The sequence below is a fragment of the Algoriphagus machipongonensis genome (assembly GCF_000166275.1).
GTDB classification, from domain to species: domain Bacteria; phylum Bacteroidota; class Bacteroidia; order Cytophagales; family Cyclobacteriaceae; genus Algoriphagus; species Algoriphagus machipongonensis.
Window position 1 is genome coordinate 2,661,551 of record NZ_CM001023.1, and the last position, 19,875, is coordinate 2,681,425.

19 protein-coding genes are annotated in these 19,875 nt (G+C 37.8%); 5 read left to right on the top strand and 14 right to left on the bottom strand.

Annotated elements, in window-relative coordinates; genetic code table 11:
• Positions 1-30: 30 nt before the first annotated feature.
• The 9 genes from argH to ALPR1_RS11265 form a co-directional block, all read right to left on the bottom strand.
• A complete protein-coding gene (gene argH, locus ALPR1_RS11225; RefSeq protein WP_008200775.1) occupies positions 31-1,365 on the bottom strand; it encodes an argininosuccinate lyase in 1,335 nt (444 codons plus the stop codon).
• 8 nt (positions 1,366-1,373) lie between these two features.
• Entirely contained in the window at positions 1,374-2,459 is a 1,086-nt protein-coding gene (locus ALPR1_RS11230; protein WP_008200777.1) for a M20 family metallo-hydrolase, read from the bottom strand.
• 15 nt (positions 2,460-2,474) lie between these two features.
• The gene (argB, locus tag ALPR1_RS11235; RefSeq protein ID WP_008200778.1) at positions 2,475-3,275 is read right to left on the bottom strand and encodes an acetylglutamate kinase; all 801 of its coding nucleotides are present in this window, start codon (positions 3,273-3,275) and stop codon (positions 2,475-2,477) included.
• Positions 3,276-3,294: 19 nt separating this feature from the next.
• Positions 3,295-4,257, bottom strand: coding sequence for a Rossmann-fold NAD(P)-binding domain-containing protein (locus tag ALPR1_RS11240; RefSeq protein ID WP_008200779.1), 963 nt, complete (start codon positions 4,255-4,257; stop codon positions 3,295-3,297).
• 19 nt (positions 4,258-4,276) lie between these two features.
• The gene (locus tag ALPR1_RS11245; RefSeq protein WP_008200780.1) at positions 4,277-5,407 is read right to left on the bottom strand and encodes an aspartate aminotransferase family protein; all 1,131 of its coding nucleotides are present in this window, start codon (positions 5,405-5,407) and stop codon (positions 4,277-4,279) included.
• Between the two features lie 50 nt (positions 5,408-5,457).
• Entirely contained in the window at positions 5,458-6,426 is a 969-nt protein-coding gene (argC, locus tag ALPR1_RS11250; RefSeq protein WP_008200781.1) for an N-acetyl-gamma-glutamyl-phosphate reductase, read from the bottom strand.
• Complete coding sequence (locus ALPR1_RS11255) at positions 6,419-7,612, bottom strand: argininosuccinate synthase (protein ID WP_008200782.1); 1,194 nt, start codon at positions 7,610-7,612, stop codon at positions 6,419-6,421. The genes argC and ALPR1_RS11255 overlap by 8 nt, the downstream gene beginning before the upstream one ends.
• 35 nt (positions 7,613-7,647) lie before the next feature.
• The gene (locus ALPR1_RS11260; protein ID WP_040302780.1) at positions 7,648-8,331 is read right to left on the bottom strand and encodes a GNAT family N-acetyltransferase; all 684 of its coding nucleotides are present in this window, start codon (positions 8,329-8,331) and stop codon (positions 7,648-7,650) included.
• A 380-nt stretch (positions 8,332-8,711) separates the two neighbouring features.
• Complete coding sequence (locus tag ALPR1_RS11265; RefSeq protein ID WP_008200784.1) at positions 8,712-9,965, bottom strand: aminotransferase class V-fold PLP-dependent enzyme; 1,254 nt, start codon at positions 9,963-9,965, stop codon at positions 8,712-8,714.
• A 234-nt stretch (positions 9,966-10,199) separates the two neighbouring features.
• Here ALPR1_RS11265 and ALPR1_RS11275 point away from each other — a divergent pair, with 234 nt between their 5' ends.
• The 3 genes from ALPR1_RS11275 to ALPR1_RS11285 all read left to right on the top strand — a co-directional run bounded on the left by ALPR1_RS11275 (position 10,200) and on the right by ALPR1_RS11285 (position 14,859).
• Entirely contained in the window at positions 10,200-10,904 is a 705-nt protein-coding gene (locus ALPR1_RS11275; RefSeq protein ID WP_008200786.1) for a DsbA family oxidoreductase, read from the top strand.
• A gap of 156 nt (positions 10,905-11,060) precedes the next feature.
• Positions 11,061-13,472, top strand: coding sequence for a TonB-dependent receptor (locus ALPR1_RS11280; RefSeq protein ID WP_008200787.1), 2,412 nt, complete (start codon positions 11,061-11,063; stop codon positions 13,470-13,472).
• 61 nt (positions 13,473-13,533) lie between these two features.
• Positions 13,534-14,859, top strand: a complete 1,326-nt coding sequence (locus ALPR1_RS11285) for a hypothetical protein (protein ID WP_202795637.1) — start codon at positions 13,534-13,536, stop codon at positions 14,857-14,859.
• 165 nt (positions 14,860-15,024) lie between these two features.
• Here the strand turns inward: ALPR1_RS11285 and ALPR1_RS11290 are convergent, their stop codons facing one another.
• The 4 genes from ALPR1_RS11290 to ALPR1_RS11305 all read right to left on the bottom strand — a co-directional run bounded on the left by ALPR1_RS11290 (position 15,025) and on the right by ALPR1_RS11305 (position 18,143).
• Positions 15,025-15,459 carry a hypothetical protein gene (locus ALPR1_RS11290; RefSeq protein WP_008200792.1) on the bottom strand — a complete coding sequence of 145 codons (435 nt, stop codon included), beginning with the start codon at positions 15,457-15,459 and terminating at the stop codon, positions 15,025-15,027.
• A 54-nt stretch (positions 15,460-15,513) separates the two neighbouring features.
• Positions 15,514-16,218, bottom strand: coding sequence for a DUF6624 domain-containing protein (locus ALPR1_RS11295; RefSeq protein ID WP_008200793.1), 705 nt, complete (start codon positions 16,216-16,218; stop codon positions 15,514-15,516).
• Positions 16,219-16,320: 102 nt separating this feature from the next.
• Positions 16,321-17,238: an SMP-30/gluconolactonase/LRE family protein gene (locus tag ALPR1_RS11300; RefSeq protein ID WP_008200795.1), complete on the bottom strand. Its 918-nt coding sequence runs from the start codon at positions 17,236-17,238 to the stop codon at positions 16,321-16,323.
• Positions 17,239-17,249: 11 nt separating this feature from the next.
• Positions 17,250-18,143 carry a TolB-like translocation protein gene (locus tag ALPR1_RS11305; protein WP_008200796.1) on the bottom strand — a complete coding sequence of 298 codons (894 nt, stop codon included), beginning with the start codon at positions 18,141-18,143 and terminating at the stop codon, positions 17,250-17,252.
• A 227-nt stretch (positions 18,144-18,370) separates the two neighbouring features.
• Here ALPR1_RS11305 and ALPR1_RS11310 point away from each other — a divergent pair, with 227 nt between their 5' ends.
• Entirely contained in the window at positions 18,371-18,676 is a 306-nt protein-coding gene (locus ALPR1_RS11310) for a DUF2752 domain-containing protein (RefSeq protein ID WP_008200799.1), read from the top strand.
• Positions 18,669-19,046 (top strand): TM2 domain-containing protein, encoded by a 378-nt coding sequence (locus tag ALPR1_RS11315; protein WP_008200801.1) that lies wholly within the window; start codon positions 18,669-18,671, stop codon positions 19,044-19,046. Before ALPR1_RS11310 ends, ALPR1_RS11315 begins: the two co-directional genes overlap by 8 nt.
• A gap of 66 nt (positions 19,047-19,112) precedes the next feature.
• Here ALPR1_RS11315 and ALPR1_RS11320 read toward each other — a convergent pair whose 3' ends face one another.
• Entirely contained in the window at positions 19,113-19,829 is a 717-nt protein-coding gene (locus ALPR1_RS11320) for a hypothetical protein (protein ID WP_008200803.1), read from the bottom strand.
• Positions 19,830-19,875 lie beyond the last annotated feature (46 nt).

A 19,875-nucleotide genomic window follows, 5' to 3' on the forward strand; every position in this document is an offset into this window, starting at 1 on the left:
TTATGGCATAATTTAAAATAAGCTAAAATTTTAATCTAATAGGGATTTGACAGATTGATCAAGCTTCTCAAAATTAAATTTATTGATTGCTAGCTCCATTTTACTTTTAATTTCTTCCAAACATAAATTACCAATGCTTCCTTCATGTGTATGATTTATTTGGCTTTGGTCTGGAGAAAAATTATCCTCTTCGATGTCTAATCCCACCTTTTTATAAGCATCTCTAAATGGCAATCCCTTAATAACCAATTCATTTACCACTTCAACAGAGAACACATGTTTGTAAAATGGATTCTCTAATATGCCCTGCTTTATTTTAATGGATTTTAACATGAATGTACACATACTCAGACAGTCTTGCATGGTATCAATTGCTGGAAAAATCTCCTCTTTCAGTAGTTGCAAATCCCTGTGATACCCAGTTGTAGTATTGGTGAGAAGTAGGGTGATTGAATTGGGTACACTTTGAATCTGATTGGTTTTAGCACGCATCAATTCAAACACATCAGGGTTCTTTTTATGAGGCATGATGCTACTGCCTGTAGTCAAATCATCAGGAAAAGAGATAAAACCAAAATGCTGATTCATAAACAAGCAAACATCACTAGAGAGCTTATTTAAGGTTCCTGCAATTCCTGCCAAAGCAAATGCTAAGGTTTTCTCAGCTTTGCCTCTACTATTTTGAGCATTGATTACATTATGATGTAGATCGGCAAAGCCCAATAATTGAGTGGTGAAAGTCCTATCTAATGGGAAACTTGAACCATAACCAGCAGCAGACCCTAAGGGATTTTTATTCGCAAGATCAAAAGCTGCCACCAACATACCCATATCTTCCGTTAAGCTTTCTGCAAATGAACCAAACCAAAGCCCAAATGAAGAAGGCATGGCTAATTGAGTATGTGTATACCCAGGCATCAAATCATCTTTATGCTTTTTTGAAAGCTTGACCAACAAGTCAAATAGGATAGAAGCTTCTTCTACTAATTCTCTGATCGCGGCTCTATAGTATAATTTCAAATCAACAAGAACCTGATCATTTCTGCTTCTTCCACTATGAAGTTTTTTTCCAACCTCTCCATACCGTTCTGTTAATAAAAATTCAATTTGAGAGTGAACATCTTCCACACCAGGAGAAATTTCAAATTCCCCTTTCTCAATTTCATAATAAATGTCTTTCAGTCCCTTTTGTAGTGTCTTATTGTCTTCAGGAATTAGCAAACCAACTTTAGCTAGCATTTCTGCATGTGCCATAGATCCCAATACATCAAATGGAGCCAATAGGATATCAAATTCAGGATCTCTTCCGATCGTAAAATTTTCAACCTCTTTTTTATTTCCTGTTGCTTTTTGCCAGAGTTTCATGGGTAGTATTATGATTCTTGAGTCAATAATTGAATATAGGTTTCCAAAATGGAAATATAACCTGAAATGCCTTCTTGAATTTCATTCAAATAAATGAATTCATCTGCAGTGTGTGATCTTGCAGAGTCCCCTGGGCCTATTTTTACAGAAGGATAGGGTATTAATGCTTGATCCGAAAGGGTAGGGCTTCCATAAGTTTTCAAGCCTAACTTTTCCGCAATTTTTAAAATAAAATGTTCATTAGGCACATGAGAGGATTGAAGCCTCAATGACCTAGGAATAAGTTCAGCTTTTAAGTTTGATTTTAATTCTTGCAGCGCTTCCTCAAGAGAATAAGCATCAGTAACTCTTACATCCAAAGTAAATTCGCATAAATCAGGAACCACATTATGCTGCTTTCCTGATTGGATTACCGTGGCTGAAACCTTTGTTTTTCCTAGAAATGGAGACACTCTCTGAAATTGAAAATCTTTGATTTTTTGTAAATCATCCAAAGCTAGGTAAAGCGCATTGACACCTTCCTCACGGGCTGCATGCCCTGCTTTTCCAGTTACTTTTGCATCAATGACCATTAAGCCTTTCTCTGCAACAGCCAAATCCATCAAAGTAGGTTCTCCCACAATAGCGAGATCACATTTAGGAATTTCAGAAATAACTGAAGCAATCCCATTTCTTCCTGAAATTTCCTCTTCTGCGGAGGCTATTATGATCAAGTTAAAAGGTAAATCTTCTCGATTATAAAAGTGTGTAAATGTAGCCAACAAGCTAACCAGAGGTCCTCCCGCATCATTACTTCCTAATCCAAAAAGCTTTCCCTCTTTCTCCAATTCGGTAAAGGGATCCAAAGTATACCCAGCATTGGGTTTTACGGTATCATGGTGAGAATTTAACCAGATAGTAGGAATTTCAGGATTGAATGGATTGGCAAATGCCCATAAGTTATTTCCAGATCGCTGAAATAAAATATTTCTATGATTGAAAAACTTTTCAAGGATTGCTGCTGTATCGCTTTCTTCTTTGGAGAATGATTGCGTATTAATCAACTCTTTAAGAAGCTGAACAGCATCCTGATATAAGGTGTCGTAGGTTTTCAAAATGTAATATTTCTATCAATATAGATCATATCGATGACGCTCTATGGTCGTCCCCGATAACTTTCCTTTGGCAGCTAATAGTAAATTTTCAGCTTTTCCAATCCATACATGGTTCACACCTTTCATCAATGCTTCAAAAGCGTTATCCAACTTCGGAATCATTCCCGAATGAATCACATTTTCTTTTTTGAGCTCCTGATAAATATCTTCATTAATCAGCGGGATAATGGAGTTTTCATTTTTTTCATCAATCAATACTCCACTTTTATTAAAGCAAAAATATAAATTCACCTGATGCTCTTTGGCTAAACTCGTCGCTAGGGCAGAGGCGATACTATCCGCATTGGTATTTAATAATTGCCCTTTTTGATCATGTGTGATGGCATTCACTACCGGAAGCAAATCTCCTTTTAGAAGATGATCAATCAGTTTGTTATTCACCTCTTTGATATCTCCTACAAATCCGTAATCTATGCCTTTTACCGGCCTTTTGATCGAGCGAATCAAATTCCCATCTGCACCTGTCATTCCTATGGAATTCACTTTCAGTGCTTGAAGCTTGGCAACAATCTGCTTATTGATCAAGCCTGCGTAAACCATCGTTACGACATCCAGGGTATCTTTATCTGTTATTCTCCTGCCATCTACCATTTCTGGCATTACTCCCAGGGACTCTCCAAATCTTGAAGCCATAATTCCCCCTCCATGAACAAGGATTTTATGACCAGGAAATTTGGAGAAAAGCTTTAAAAACTCATCCAGTTTTTCTGGGAAGTCGATGACGTTTCCACCGATTTTGATAATACTGATTTTCATAGGTTGATAGGTTTGAGGCTTAAATCAAATGACTGATCACGGATTGAGCAGCATAGATTCTGTTTTCGGCTTGTTTTTGTACCAAAGATCGAGGTCCATCTAAAATCTCATCAGACAGCTCTAGGTTTCTTCTTACAGGTAGACAATGCATCACTTTGGCATTGGGTGCATTGACGAAGTGTTTTTCAGTGAGCATCCAAGAAGGATCGGTAGAAATGATTTTCCCATAATCATTAAAACCAGACCAATTCTTAACATACACAAAATCAGCGTCTTGAAGTGCTTTCTTTTGATTATATTCTATAGTTGCTCCTTTGGTGAATTTCTCTGATAATTCATATCCTGCAGGATGGGTAATTGTCAAATCATGGCCCATTCCCAAAGACCATTCTGCAAAGCTATTGGCTACGGCGTGAGGAATGGCCTTGATATGAGGTCCCCAGGTTAGTACAATTTTGGGCTTTTTGATTCCAGATGAGTGTTCTCGTATCGTAATCTGATCAGCCAAACTTTGCAGTGGATGACGTGTCGCAGATTCCAAACTGATCACCGGAATCCCAGAATATTTAACAAATTGAGAAAATACAAAATCATTCATATCCTCCTCTTTATTTGTTAAGGAAGGGAAAGCTCGGATCGCCAAAATATCAAAATAGGTCCCCAAAACTCCAGCAGCATCTTTGATATGCTCCACGGTTCCTTTGTTCATAATGGCTCCTTCGCGCATTTCCAAAGCCCAACCTTCCTTATCCATATTCAGGACGATAGGCTCAACCCCTAAATTAGAAGCCGCAATTTGCGTGGAAACTCGAGTCCTTAAGGATGGATTCAAAAAGATACAGCCAATCCTTTTACCCATACCTTTTTGGATATCGATTCTTGGGTCAGCTTTATAATAAAGTGCTTTGTCTATTAATTGCTGGCCTAATGCCTGAGATTCAAACTGTGTAAATTGTAGAATAGAAGGTGAAACTGAGTCCATTTACTTTAGGGTAGGGGATTTATGCTAAAATTTCTTTAAGTGCGTTTATAAACGAATTTAGCTGATTCAATTCGATATTTAAAGGAGGGAGCAGTCTAATGGTGTTTTTAGATGCGGCACTTCCTGTAAACATATGATATTGCTTGACTAATTCACTTCGAATAGGTCCAGCCTCTCTGTCTAAGTCGATTCCAATCATTAAACCGTGACCTCTTACATCCACAACACCGGGAATATGTTTCAATTCCTCCATAATTTGGAGGCCAAGTTTTTCAGATTTGCTGATCAGCTCTTCACTTTCCAAGACTTCCAATACTCCTAAACCTGCCGCACATGCTAGGTGATTTCCTCCGAAAGTGGTTCCCAATAAGCCATAGCTTGCTTCAAATGCAGGAGAAATTAAAATTCCTCCCATAGGAAAGCCATTCCCCATACCTTTGGCCATACTGATAATATCAGGTCGTATATCTTTTACCCATTGATGTGCAAAGAATTTTCCTGTTCGGCCAAAACCTGATTGTACCTCATCCAAGATCAATTTGATTCCAAAATCTCTACAAATATGAGCCAGGCCTGTCAAGAATTCTGCGGAAGGAACCTGAATACCTCCAACCCCTTGAATTCCTTCAATGATAATTCCTGCGATATTCCCTTCTTTAACCCGGAGTTCCACTGCCTGAAGGTCTCCCCAGGGTAAGATTTGAAAATCTTCACGCGCATTGCATGGAGCAATGATTTTAGGATTATCGGTCAAAGCTACGGCAGCAGAAGTTCTTCCATGAAATCCTCCTGAAAAGGAAATAAAACCTGATTTTCCAGTTTCAAAAGAGGCTAACTTAATGGCATTTTCATTGGCTTCTGCTCCAGAATTACAAAGGAACAAGTTGTAATCTTCGTAACCAGAAAGCCTACCTAGTTTTTCTGCATATTCCTTTTGAATAGGAATTTGAACAGAGTTAGAATAAAAAGCGATTTGATTTAACTGATCCTGGATTCTTTTGACAAAATGTGGATGCGTATGCCCAATGGAAATCACCGCATGTCCACCATATAAATCCAGGTATTCTTGCCCCTGATCATCCCATAATTTGGCACCAGAAGCTTTGACCGGAGTCACCGGCATCAAAGGATAAACATCAAATAAATTCATCTTGAATTTTAATAAATAAGTGAAGATAAACTGGCAGCATGGCCAGAGACTTAAAAAGCGATACTTTTCAGATTTAAACCTGCTTTTTCTTCCAACCCAAAGGCCAAATTGAAATTATGAACTGCTTGACCAGAAGCTCCTTTCAGTAAATTATCAATGGCTGAATAAATCACCAATTGACCCGCTTCTTTCTGAATAAACACAATACATTTGTTGGTATTTACTGCCTGCTTCATATCGATATCTTGATCTGAAACATGGGTGAAAACAGCATCTTGGTAGAATTCTTGATAGATTTTCCTTGCCTCTTCAATCGTCCCTTCAAATGGGAGATAGGCTGTTACCCAAATCCCTCTTGGGAAATTCCCTCGATAAGGTGTGAAAAGCATCTGGGAATCAAAATCAGCGTTCAATTGCCTAAAAGTCTGTCCTATCTCCTTGAGGTGCTGATGTGTAAATAACTTATACACCGACATGTTGGAGGATCTATAGCTGAAATGAGAAGTTTCTGCTAGTTTCTTTCCAGCACCTGTACTACCAGTAATACCTGTGATATGGATTGCATCTTTTGCTAAACCAGCGGCAATAGCAGGAGCCAAGGCCAATTGAATTCCAGTAGCAAAACACCCTGGGTTGGCAATCTTTTTGGCAGACTTGATTTTCTCTGCATTCACTTCTGGAAGTCCATAAATAAACCCATTGGACTCATCTCTAAAATCTGTGGAAAGATCAATAATCACAGTACTTTCAGGAAAAGGATTTTCTTCCAAAAATGCTTTCGTCTGACCATGAGGTAATCCCAAAAAGACAGCCTCTATTCCCGAAGTCGAAACTTCATCTGTAAAGATCAAGTCACAATCTCCAATTAAATCAGGATGTACCTCTTCTACTTTTTTGCCTTTTTGACTGTTACTGTGAACATAAACCAGCTCACAATTTGGGTGATGAACCAAAATTCTTAATAATTCTCCTCCAGTATATCCTGCCGCACCTATAACAGCTGTTTTAATCTTAGTCATCTTTACTATTTACTTTATGGAAAATTGCTGTTTGGTTTCCTAGAATTCGAGTGAAGCCTTTTACATCTTCAGCAGTATAGCCTTTATTCATTTCACCATAGCTACCGAATTTGGCAGACATCAAATCATGATCAGATGTAATCCCCAAAAGCGTAAAGCGATAAGGTTGTAACAAAACTTTTACTGTACCTGATACATATTCCTGAGTACTCTGAAGGAATGCCTCCAAATTTCTCATCACAGGATCTAGGTAATGTCCTTCATGCAGGTGATTTCCATAAAATTCCGCTTGTTGGTTTTTCCAGAACATCTGCCATTTGGTCAAAGTGTGCTTTTCTAATAGCTGATGACCCTTTATAATTACTAGGGGAGCTGCCGCCTCAAAACCAACTCTTCCTTTGATTCCGATGATCGTATCTCCCACGTGAATATCTCTTCCTATTCCAAAGGGAGCAGCAAGTTCCTGCACTTCTAAAATTGCATCCGTTGACTTTTCATAAATCTTCCCATTGACTCCTTTTAGTTCACCTGCTTCGAAAGTCAAAGTTATTTCTTTGGCTTCTGTTTCTGTCACTTGAACAGGCCAGGCGGATTCTGGTAAATAGTCAGAGGAAGTCAATGTTTCTTTGCCACCAACAGAAGTCCCCCAAATACCTTTATTAATAGAATAGGCTGCCTTTTCGAAATTCATGGAGACACCATGCTTTTTCAAGTACTCGATTTCTTCCTGTCTACTCAGTTTTAAATCACGAATAGGGGTGATGATTTCAATATCTGGAACAATCGTTTGGAAAATCATATCAAATCGAACCTGGTCATTTCCAGCTCCTGTTGATCCATGGGCTACAGATTTGGCTCCAATAGACTTCGCATATTCAGCTAATGATTTGGCTTGTAAAATACGTTCTGCAGATACTGATAGAGGATAAGTTTGGTTCTTTAAAACATTACCAAACACCAAAAATTTAATTACCTCTTGGTAATAGGTCTCTACCACATCCAAGACTTTGAAGGAGGCAATACCTAAGTTTTCAGCCCTATTTTGAATGGTAGTTAGTTCCTCTTCCGAAAATCCACCAGTATTTACTAATACAGCATGAACTTCGTATCCAAGTTCTTTTGACAAGTGCAAGGCACAAAATGTGGTGTCCAAACCACCGCTATAGGCTAAAACGACTTTTTTCATCGATGAAATAGTTTTGACTATTGAAGTATTTGTAATTAGATAAACATGCTAGAAACTGAATCCTTGGATTTATTGATTCGTAGCATGACATATTTTTTAAGTCTGACCCAACGATCAAACAGCTTAAGTTCCTTATTAAAGTCCTTTCTCAAGGCCTTTTCGTTTGCATGGTTCTTTTTGGCTTCAGGGTCATAAAGCATGGCTGTGCAAAGACAGTTTTGGCGATTTTTACTCACCAAAATCTCATAGTTGATGCAACTTTGACAACCTTTCCAGAACTCATTGTCATCAGTCAGGTCTCCATAAGAAACAGGAATATACCCCAACTCAGAGTTGATTTTCATTACCGCAGGACCGGTAGTTAAGCCGAAAATTTTAGAATCCGGGTATTTCTTTCTACTCAACTTGAAGATTTCCTTCTTAATCAATCTTGCCAATCCATATTTTCTAAATTCTGGAGAGACAATCAATCCTGAATTGGCCACATATTTACCATGACCCCAAGCTTCAATGTAGCAAAAGCCAGCCCATGCACCATCTTTGGTTAAGGCAATAACAGCTTTTCCTTCTTCCATCTTTGTTTCGATATAAGCAGGGCTTCTTTTGGCGATCCCTGTCCCACGAGCTTTGGCAGAGTTTTCCATCTCATCAGTAATTTGAGAGGAGTACTTCTTGTGTGAAGGTTGGGCTACAATGATTTGAAATGATATATTTTCCATGTTTGACTGCATGAAGACATCCCGAAAGATTTCGGTGTGATTTTTTAATAAATAAGAAAATGGGTATTTCGAAGGACGTTTCCCACGTAGGAAAACAAAGTATAGCAGATAGGGTTAAACCCTGAAAAAGAACCTATACCTCCTTAAAGGAGTGAAAAATAGCATAACTGGCTTCACTGTAGTCACAGGAAGTGTGTTTGTAATAGAAGCCGCTATGTTGAAAATCGTGTTCATTCGTTTCGGGAGGCAAAGTTGACTTCTTTGAAATCTATTTGCAAGTAAATTCTTTATTTTTTTATACTCTATTGGCAAAAATTCTGCCATTCATTAATTAACTGCCTTAAATTCCTTTAAAACCACTATCTCGGAATTATATTTTGTCATGCATTTCCAGACATTTCTTTTATTGCTCTTACAAACTGATCTATGTCGTTTTCTGAGGTATATACATTCGGGGAAATCCTACAACCTCTTACTCCAGATCCATTAATTCCCACAGTATAAATCTTGTATTTATCCATCAAAATCTTCGCCATTTCATTAGGCTCAATCTTTTCTATGCCTACATTTCCAATTCCACAGGATCTTTTTGGCTCTAATGGGGTATTAACTACCACACCAGGTAAATCTCTTACCTGATCTGACCAGTACTTTTGGATATACCTTAGCCTTTCCTCTTTTCTCTTACTACCCATTTTATTTTGAAATTCAATGGCATCAAGTACTGCCAAGTCTGTGGATACCGGATGAGTGCCCGTATGATTTAAATTCAATAATGTTTTTTGGTCCAATTCATAAGGTGCTAAAAGCGGCTTTATCTTCTGGCTCTTTCCTTTCTTTACATATAGCATGCCACAGCCTAAGGGTACACTTAGCCATTTGTGTAGACTGGATCCATAATAATCACAGTTCAGTTCAGAAATATTGAAATCAAAATGGCCTACTGCATGAGCTCCATCTAACATCACTTCAACCCCATGGCTATGTGCCATATCAGCAATCTTTTTAACAGGAAGAATATGTCCGGTAATATTTACGATATGAGGCACCATCATCAGCTTTGTTTTAGGTGTAATCGCCTGTTCATAAACTGCCACAACTTCCTCGTCATTTTGAGGGTGCATAGGAATATCTATTCGATTAACCTGAATGCCATACCTTCTCTCCGCTAGTTCAAACATATTGAGTAGACTTCCATAATCTTGGTTGGAGACAATAGCTTCATCACCTTTTTCCCAAGGATAGCCCGAGATGATCAAATCAATAGATTCAGTGGTATTCCGAGTTAGAACCACTTCTTCAGGTGAGGCTCCCACAAGCTTGGCTACCGCAGCAGCACTTTTCGCCTTATTGTCCCATTGCACGGTTCTCATGTAACTGGATGCATGATAATTCACATCCCGAAGATGTTGCAAGTACTTTTCCAGAGTCTCTTCAGGCAAAAAGCAATAATACCCATTCTCCAGATTGATGTAATCGGGTTTGAGTTTATAGGAAGCTCGAACTTGATCCCAAATGTCTGGCGCATTAAAATCCAGATCCAAAATACTTTTAGGCGCAGCCTTTCCTTTAAAGATTGAGCCAGTACTAAAACCTAATACTGCCAAAGATTTGATAAATGATCGCTTATTCATGGTGGTTTGGATTCTTAGTGCTATAAAATGTAAGAAAACACCCAGACAATTAATAGGAAAATAGCCATCCAAATAATCCAAGGGGATTTCTTTGGAAACTCAAATTTGCAAATTGGGCAGATTTTGGCTTCGGCATCAACTTCCATAGCACAGGATGGGCATTCTTTTGTTTTCAAATTGAAAGGAACTCTTTTGTGAAAAATCGTATTTGCACATTAAGTAAATTAAAAACTGATGAAAATAGAAATATGGTCTGATGTTGTTTGCCCTTTTTGCTACATAGGAAAGCGAAAACTAGAACAAGCATTAGATAACTTCCCCCAGAAAGATCAAATAGAAATTGAGTGGAAAAGTTTTCAGCTAAACCCAGATTTGAAAACAGACCCTAGCTTAAGTTCACTGGAATACCTTTCCAAATCAAAAGGCTGGTCTATGCCACAAACTATTCAAATTACACAACAAGTGGTTGATATGGCCAACGAAGTCGGTCTTGAATATCATTTGGATAAAACAGTTGTGGCTAATACGATGAATGCCCATCGTTTAATTCATTTAGCCAAGGAATCAAATAACGGTGGGGAAATGAAAGAAAGACTTCTCAAAGCCTACTTTACAGAAGGGAAAAATGTGGATGACTCTGAAATCTTAATAAGCCTTGGAACTGAAGTAGGGTTGGATGCTGATCGTATCAAACAAATGCTTAATTCAGATGAATTTGAAAATGCTGTCCGACAAGATATTTACGAATCTCAACAGGTAGGAGTGAAGGGAGTGCCTTTCTTTGTATTAGATCGAAAATTCGGAATCTCGGGAGCCCAACCAGATCAGGTTTTTACACAAACACTGGAAAAAGCCTGGGAAGATTATAAGAAGTCAAATCCTGTCATCAACATGGTTGGAGATGGTGATTCTTGTGATGTAGATGGTGAAAATTGCTAGAATTTTCAATTGGCAATAATCTTTATTTAGATTTTGTATAAATAAAAATAACTAAGAATCAATGGATTAGGGTTTTTGGATTTAAAAACCCTAATCCTTATTTAGATTAATTATAATTAAACTCTAGTTTTGTGCCTGTAATACACACAGGAGCACATGAAAGTAGTTTTAATTTCATTTCTTTTTAGCCTGAGCTTTTTCCTCTCAGCTTTTACTTTTGCCCAGTCAGGAGATGTAAAAGGCAAATTGACCTTTGAAGATGGTGACCCAGTAACATTTGCTGCAGTTTTTATCCCAGCTATCAAAAAACATGGTTTATCAGATGAGTTGGGTAACTATATCATCAAGGATGTTCCTCATGGCAAACACAAAATTCAGGTTTCTAGCATTGAAGCCCAGTTAAAAGAATTTCAGATTGATTTTACCCCTGCTTTCAAGCCTGTCACGACAATCTTGAAAAGATCAGAAGACACCAATTTGGATGAAGTTCAGGTCTTTGGAGAGTCTTTTAAGACAGAGATTGAAAAATCTGGATTTGCCGTCAATGTGGTAGATACAAAAGAAGCTAGCCTTCGAAACATTCAAACAAACGAGTTATTAAATACCACTGTAGGCGTAAAAATCCGTCAAAATGGCGGATTAGGTTCAGAGGTTAATTATAGCTTAAATGGTTTATCAGGAAATGCTGTTCGAATTTTTATAGATGGAATTCCCATTTCTGCCTACGGAAATTCTTTTAACCTGAATAGCATTCCACCTGCCATGATAAAGGAGATTGAAGTGTATAAAGGGGTGGTTCCGGGTCATTTGGCTGATGACGCTTTGGGAGGAGCAATCAATATTGTGCTCCAAAACTCTACGCAATCTAATTTAAATGCTTCCCTTTCTTATGGTTCTTTTAACACTCTACAAGCAAGTGTAAACGGGCTGCACCGATTTAAAGAATCAGGGTTCACTGTCAAGGGATCCCTCTTCCATAATTATTCAGACAATGATTACAAAGTCTCTGGTAGAAGCATAGTAGTTACTGGGATTGGAGGAGTGCAAACACCTATCACTGCTAGAAGATTTAATGATGCCTATAGATCAACTGGGGGGATGCTGCAGATTGGCTATACCGATGTCAAATGGGCAGACCAATTTTTAATCGGCTTCACTAAATCCAGTGATTATAAAGAAATACAGCACGGGGCTTTTATGACCATCATGCCCTACAAAGATAGGTTTATGGAATCGGATGCCATGTTAATGAACCTAACTTATCAAAAGAAAAACCTTTTCACTAAGGGATTGGATCTTAACGTCAATGCATTGTACGGTAAGCGAAACCGTATGGTCAGTGATACACTCGCTTGGGCATACAGCTGGAACGGAGAGAAGGCAATTGATTTTAGAGGTGTTGAATACAAGTATTTTTGGAATTCCCAGCAGGAAGGTGGTCCTACCTTGGCTAAAATAAACAGGAATGTTCGCTCCATTAGAACAGGAATATCCTATGCTATTAACGCTAATCACAGGTTTCTTCTTAATCATGTTTACAGCGGTATAGACCGGGTAGATACTGATCAATTAAGATCCATTCTGGAAAACACTTTTAGGGGTACCCGAGATCTAGAAAAAAATATTGTCTCACTCACCTATGAGTTAAATGCGATTAATGAAAAACTGAAGGCAAATGTTTTTGGAAAATACTATCAGCAAAAAACGGTAAATATTGACCCTGAGATCAATGAAGAAACCAATGAAATAGTAGATGATATTACAAGCGCCAACAAAATTGATGGGGGCTATGGCTTCACCGTTTCTTATGCGGTATATCCGAATATCACCTTGTTAACTTCAGCAGAGAAAGCTGTCAGATTGCCAAATGAAAGTGAAGTCTTTGGTAATGACGGTGATAATGTGGTAGCCAATCCAAGTATTAGACCTGAGCTTAGCAATAACTTCAATTTAGGATTTCGACTAGGGACATTTCACATAAACAAGCACGATTTTACGGTATCAACCAATCTATTCACACGAAATATTAAAGATAGAATAGGCTTGCCTATTGAGACTTCTTTAAATGTCAATGATGAAACCATTCTCTATGAAAATCAAGGGAATGGAACCTCCAAAGGCTTTGATACTCAATTGGACTATAGCTTCAAAGACAATTTTGGATTCAATTTCAATGTCTCCCGTTTTGATTTGAAAATTGTAAACAGGGGAGTAGAGATAGATGTACCCAATACTCCATTTTTCACAATGAATGGGAGTTTACGCTATTCATTCAAAGATATCATTCAAAAAGACTCCCGATTAAATCTGTTTTATACCATGTATTTCACAGATGAATTTTCTTACCTGGTACCTCAGGGATCCAATACCGTTGGAGATGAATTTTTTAAAGTACCAACACAATTAGCACAAGATCTAGGACTTAGTTATGTATTCCCAAGCGACCAACTGGTGATGAGCTTTGACATCAAGAATATCTTCGATCAAGCTGTGTATGATAACCTGTCGGTTCAAAAACCGGGAAGAGCATTCTACCTCAAATTAAACTATAGAATCAACAATTATTAACCAATTATTAAATACCCACATAATGAAACACACTTTTAAAAATTTTCAAAAACTGTCTGCAATGATTTTAGCAAGTGGGCTTATGATTGCATGTTCTGAAGACCCTGTACCTAATCCAACACCAAATCCAGGTCCAGATGAAGATAGCCGTTGGATAACAGTTGCTGCAGCTAGAATGGGAGATAATCCTGGCGATGGAAATGGAGGAACATTGATTTTCTCTATAAGCAGCGAAGAAGCCAAGGACCCAACGGTATCCATAGCTCCTTTTGATAATGGTTTTATTGTGCCTTCAAACAGAACAGCCAGACTACAGTCATCCGAAGATGGAAATACTATTTTTAACATAAGCTATGCTGGCGATACTGGTGGACAGTACACTAAGTACACTGTGGGAGGGGGACAAACTTTCACTCAAGAGGGTACAGGAGTAAGTATTGCGCCTTATGTAGGTTCTGCTCCAAGATGGATTAAACTTTTTGATGGAGACCAAACTGGGGCAGCTGTATATGTTAATACAGAAGCTCAATTTGACGACAATGGTACACCGGATGATGCAAGTGATGACACTTATTTACGTCACGAAGCGACTATGGGAGTTGTGACTTTGAATCTGGTAAATTCTTCTATCATAGAATTCCAGGAAAGCTCCCTAGCTTTAAGTATAGAGGAAGAAGCAATGGGCTATTATATTTCCAGAATTGACATGCCTACTTTAAATGCGGCTGGAGATAAATTATACATCGGAGCGCGTCTTAGCAAAGTAGATCCTGCTACTGGTGAGTCTGATAGAGAAGGAGAAATTTTACCCGCTAAAACCATTGTTTTGGATTATCCTTCCTTATTGAACCCAACAGTCATTACCTCTGGTGTAGGTCATGGAAACACGAATGGTTACCGTAGTATCAATTCTTTTGAATTCAATGGAAGTGTGTATCAAGCCAATCAAGGTGATCCGAATGGTTCGCATATCTTAAAAATTGATGCAAACAATCAGTACGATGACTCTTATGTATTTAGCTTAGATGATGCATTGGGAGTAGAAGATGCTTACATCTTAGCATGGAGACCTGCTGCAAATGGTAAAGCAGTAGTAGCTTATCGTGATGCTAGTTCTCAAGAAGGTGCGGCAGGTGCTCAAGGATTTTTTGCCTTGGTAGATCTAAATGCCAGAACAGCTCAAAAAATTACGGATATTCCTTACGAACCGGACTTTTACTTATTCCAATACCAGGGATTTGTGGTAGATGGAACAGATATTTACCTGACACAAGCTCCAGTTGGGAAAAATGGAAACATCTATGTGGTAGATACAGAGACGGGTGAGGTAACCCTAGGTGCTGAATTAATAAACGTCGATGGCAGCCACTATATAGGTGTGTTCTAAATTAATCCTGATTTGAACCCATAAATAATCCCGAAGAAACCAATTTCATTGTTTTCTTCGGGATTTACTTTTTAGAGATTATTTAAAAGATTTCTTTCTTAAATGATCATATGGAAGCTCGCAATCTATTCCAAAAACAAAGCACAGGATTCAAACATTTTGATTTCAAATTTTTACTTGATATGCTAAAAAAAGACAAATTGTTATGATTAAAATATTGATTGTCGCACGAAGAATCCATGGGCATTTTGAGTAGTCAATTTTCGCAAAATCAACTAAAACCACAAAGAGACTCATAAAGAAAAACCAAGGAGTTAAGAGCAAGGTGAATTTCCATTTTAAAATCATGATCACTAGGTCATGAATAAAACCACAAATAACAAAAGTGATTATCAAGGAAAGGGTGGTGGAAAAAATAAACTTAAGCGGTTTGAAAACATATTTCCCTAGATAATATCCCCAGATGGGATTCCAATATTGCCAAAAAGAAGAAAACTTCCCTGCTCCAAGAGAACGGCTCAGCATATTTCGGAGGGAATCACTGTTACCCAACGGCACACCGTTTCTTCTTTTCACATATTCAGCTAAGCTTAAATTCATAAAATATTTCCCCTTCTTTACTCTATTTAAAAAATTATAGAATATAGAGTTTCATTAATGCTTCATCGTCTGCTTTTCTTTAAGGAATTCTTCTGTCCTTTTTATTTGCTTCTCTAAATCCCACTTTAATGGATTTCTAAGGTTGCTCAAAAATTCCGTCATTGGAACCATACCTATTTCTGCCCGTCTTTGATCAACATTTGCAGGATCCATAATAGGCCAAACATCAAAGCTTTTAGTTTCGGGATAGTATTTTATTTGTCCTCCATAGATTTGAAGATCTCCACGGTCTGTCGCCAATCTATCTTCTGCTCTTGCAAATAACCTAGGAGCTAATTCTTTCTCTTCCACAGCCTTTTTCATCATTGGAAGGTATTTTTTTCTTACCTCGAGACCTGAATGTTGAAGTACATTGCAAATGGTCAGATTTCCTTGCTCTCCAATTATTTTCTGACTAGGCCATCCTTGGGTATCCAAAATCTCAAGGATTTTCTTTTCATTTATATCATGGTTCCTATGGTATATTTCATTTTGTTCTTGGAACTCCTCTGATTCGTAACCATAAACTTTTCCAAGAGAGTCTCTTAATTGAATAGGGTCCTGCTCATTTTTCCAGATTGTATCAAGCAATGCAACTAGATACTCTTGATCAATATTATTTGATGAATCAGGTTGCTCCATCTCAGTCACCCTTTTTCCTTGATTACAGGAAGCTACTGTAAGTAGGATAATTAGGGTGAATAGATTGATTAATTTCATTTTTAGAAAGGAACAAAACTTTGGAAGTCAACTATTGCTGAGCAACTGTAATCTTGCTATTTGTCTTGATTCTTTTGATAGCCTTTTAAATCTTTTTAGCGTTTACCAAACGCCTCTGGTCTTCATTTCCAAAGTATAAACAGCATCCATAGCTGTGATAAAAAGGGTTTTTCTATCCAAAGCCCCAAAGACCACATTCGCAGTCCATCTGGCCGGTACTGGAATATGAGCGATGCGATTTCCATTTCTATTAAAAACCGTAACGCCGTCTCCAGTTAGGTATACATTTCCCTTATTGTCAATGGTCATTCCATCTGATCCCATTTCACAGAAAAGGGTTTTATTAGTCAAATAGCCATCTTCTCTTATGTCGTATTTATAGGTTTTTTTATCTCCTATATCTGATATATAAAGATTCTTTCCGTCTGGCGTACCGACGATTCCATTGGGTTGCTTTAGGTCATCTGCCACCTTAAAAAACTCTGATTTATCTTTTGATAGGAAGTAAACATGCTGTCCGTCTTGCTGCATTTCAGGAGTTCGAATGCCTTCCCAATATTCTCTTGGATACAATGGGTCTGTAAAATACAAGCCTCCCTTAGGAAGAATCCAAAGGTCATTAGGCCCATTTAGGTTATTACCTCGAAACTCAGATAAGATGACTTCTTCATTTCCATCCTGATCAATGGACCAAAGTTCATTTTTCTCATCTGCACAGGTAATAAGGGTATTATCAAGCATAAAATACATACCATTGGATCTACCCGCATTTTCTTTAAAAACGGTGATTTCCTTACTACTTCCGGACCATTTGTAAATCTTATTATTGGGCTGATCAGTAAAGAAAACATCTCCCATACGGTTGACCGCAGGTCCTTCGGTAAAGGAAAATCCATCTTGGACTTTAACCAGTTCAGATTTTTTGCTGATGATTCCACCTCGTTCCTCAATCTCTTGAGCTGATAAACTGGAGGATATTACGAAAGCCGCTAGAATTAGCGAATTTTTCAAAGGGTTCATATTTTAATTGATTATTTTCTTTCCATGGCTACGACAAGGACATCCAAGTCCTCGCTATAAGCCATGCGACTAATATTTTGATGAGTATCTGAATTTATTGTTCCTACTAAATCCCAGACATTATCGTTGTATTTCCTTTTATAAATATTGTTTCCTTGAGCCATTAACAAGTAATTTTTGTTGAGCCAAATAAAATCCTGAGCCCCAGGTACTCCATAGTTCAGTTCCAATTCCTCTCCTGTTTCAATATCATAACTTTTGAGACCCAAAGCTTTCAAATCTGCAACATTTCTAAAATCTCTTGTCGAAAGGTACGTGATCTGACTGGTTTTTGGTCGGGTGTTAATAGATCTTGCTACCTCAGTATCAATTTCCACCAAATCATTTCTCCCTCGGGCATAGATCAGTTTATTGGGATCACCCAACACAAACATAGCTGCTTTGTTATCATACCAATCATAATAGCCCACAGGTTCAATATCATCATAGAGCAATTCCGCTGGTTCGAAATTCAAGGGATATAACCACACTCTTTGCTTTTTATCGGGTTCAGATACTACCGCCGAAATATACATTCCACAATCCGTAATGGTAGGGGAGTTCTCATTTCGATCCGAAGTCCTACTCATATTGGTAAACTTCTTGGAGTCGAAATTATAAACGATGATGTCATAATTTTCATTTTCATCTGCTGCAGAAAACACCATTTGATACTCATTGATAAAACTGGGCTGATTGTCATACTCAGGTCTATCCGTCAAAGCATAGGCTGTTTCCGGATGAATAGTAAATCCATTTCCTTTTCCAGAAGTCTCCACCACCCAAAGGTCAAACCCTGTCTGGGAGAAGCCAGAATAGCTAATAAAACTGCCGATGAAAAGGATTAAGATTCTAAGAAATTTCATTACTTTCAAAATTGATCAACCAAAATACAAAATGGAAATTAGAATGATGCGAAGAAAGGTTTTTTGTATCAAATTATTCAATTTGAAGAGTCTTTTCTAACTTTAAAACCGTTCACTTATGAACACTTTTTTGTACGTTTACTACGCATTCTATTTTTCAAAACCCCATCAGCGACCTCTAAAAGGCATTTTAGGCCAATGGCATCTTTTTAGCATTTAAATGTAACATGAAAGAAATCACTAATCGACTACAACGATTTCCTTTAGAGCTGGTCTTTTGGATCGGAAGTTTAATCGCCATTTTGACGATAGACCCCAGTGCATCGACACATTTTAGTCTTTGCCCTTTAGATCAACTAGGATTTAGTTGGTGCCCAGGATGTGGTTTAGGAAGGTCTATGAATCTCCTTGCAAATGGAAATTTCCAAGCCTCCTGGTCCATGCACCCACTGGCAATGTTGGCTTATGTGGTGATCTTTTATAGAATATGGCAACTAATTAAAAACCTTAAAACAACACACAATTATGGCTAATGTATTGAGACATCTTCCTGAATTGGAAGGCATGGAACTGGGGTATATCCAGGGATTGATGAAAAATATGGATGAAGAACAAGCTTCTCTATTTGCACAGGTTTATCGTGCGAGAAGAAAAGATGCTCAAATGATCTTGATCCTTACTTTGCTAGGTTTCTTTGGCTTTGCTGGACTTCATCGATTCATTTTAGGTCAAATTGGCTTGGGAATCCTCTATATATTGACAGTAGGACTTTGTTTTATCGGTACTATTGTAGACCTCGTCAACTATAAAAGTTTGGCTTATGAGTACAATATCAAAGTAGCTCATGAAACCATTAATATGCTATCTAACTCATTTGATATGGGTCCAGATCATAAAGCTTAAGCTTAACTACCTAACCGCTAACCAAGGCCTGAAGAGATTCAGGCCTTTTTTCTGTATTGATAAAAATCACCAATCTTCGTCCTGGTTTTCTTCAGAATCTTGTTTTTGATATTTAATATCGGCTAACATTTCTTCTCCCGATTCTGAGAATAAGAGATGGTAAGAATTAAGTTTCTGATGCATATCTTGAAGCGTTTCAAAATCAGGTTGCCTCACATGAAATGGAATGGTCCTCAGGTTATCCTGTTGCTTATCAAAGGGAGGAGCAATAGAGGATCCAAAGAAATAAGGCCATAGCGTTTTACTACAGGAAATTCCCCAATCATTGATGGGATATTGGTCAGAATACTCAATTAGACGTTCATTAATTTCATTAAAAAACAACTCCGACTCACCTAATCTAACTCTAGAACCTGCTCTAGATTTACCTTTGGTTTTCAGGTATTTAATCTGACTTTTTCCTTGCTTTTTCCTAACCATATAAGCCCTAAATACCTTATGGTCCAGCATCAGTCCATTATGAAAGTATCCTGCACAAGCGATACCCGCTCGGATCATTACCAAAGCTAAATGATAATCTTCTATAGGAAGCAAAGAATTCTCCTGTTCATTAAAATCCAAAGACCAAGGAAGCATGATCCGCACATACCAATTTTGTGAATTGCTAAACTCCAGTTGATGGGATTTCTCTAGATAAGATTGTTGCAGGCCTTTAGCAAGGAGCTTTTCCTTCCAAAAATTAAATTCATCAAGAGATATTTCTTGGTATTGGCCAGAAGTCATGATCGGAATGTCAATTCAGTTATCTTTGTGCAAATAAACTGAAATT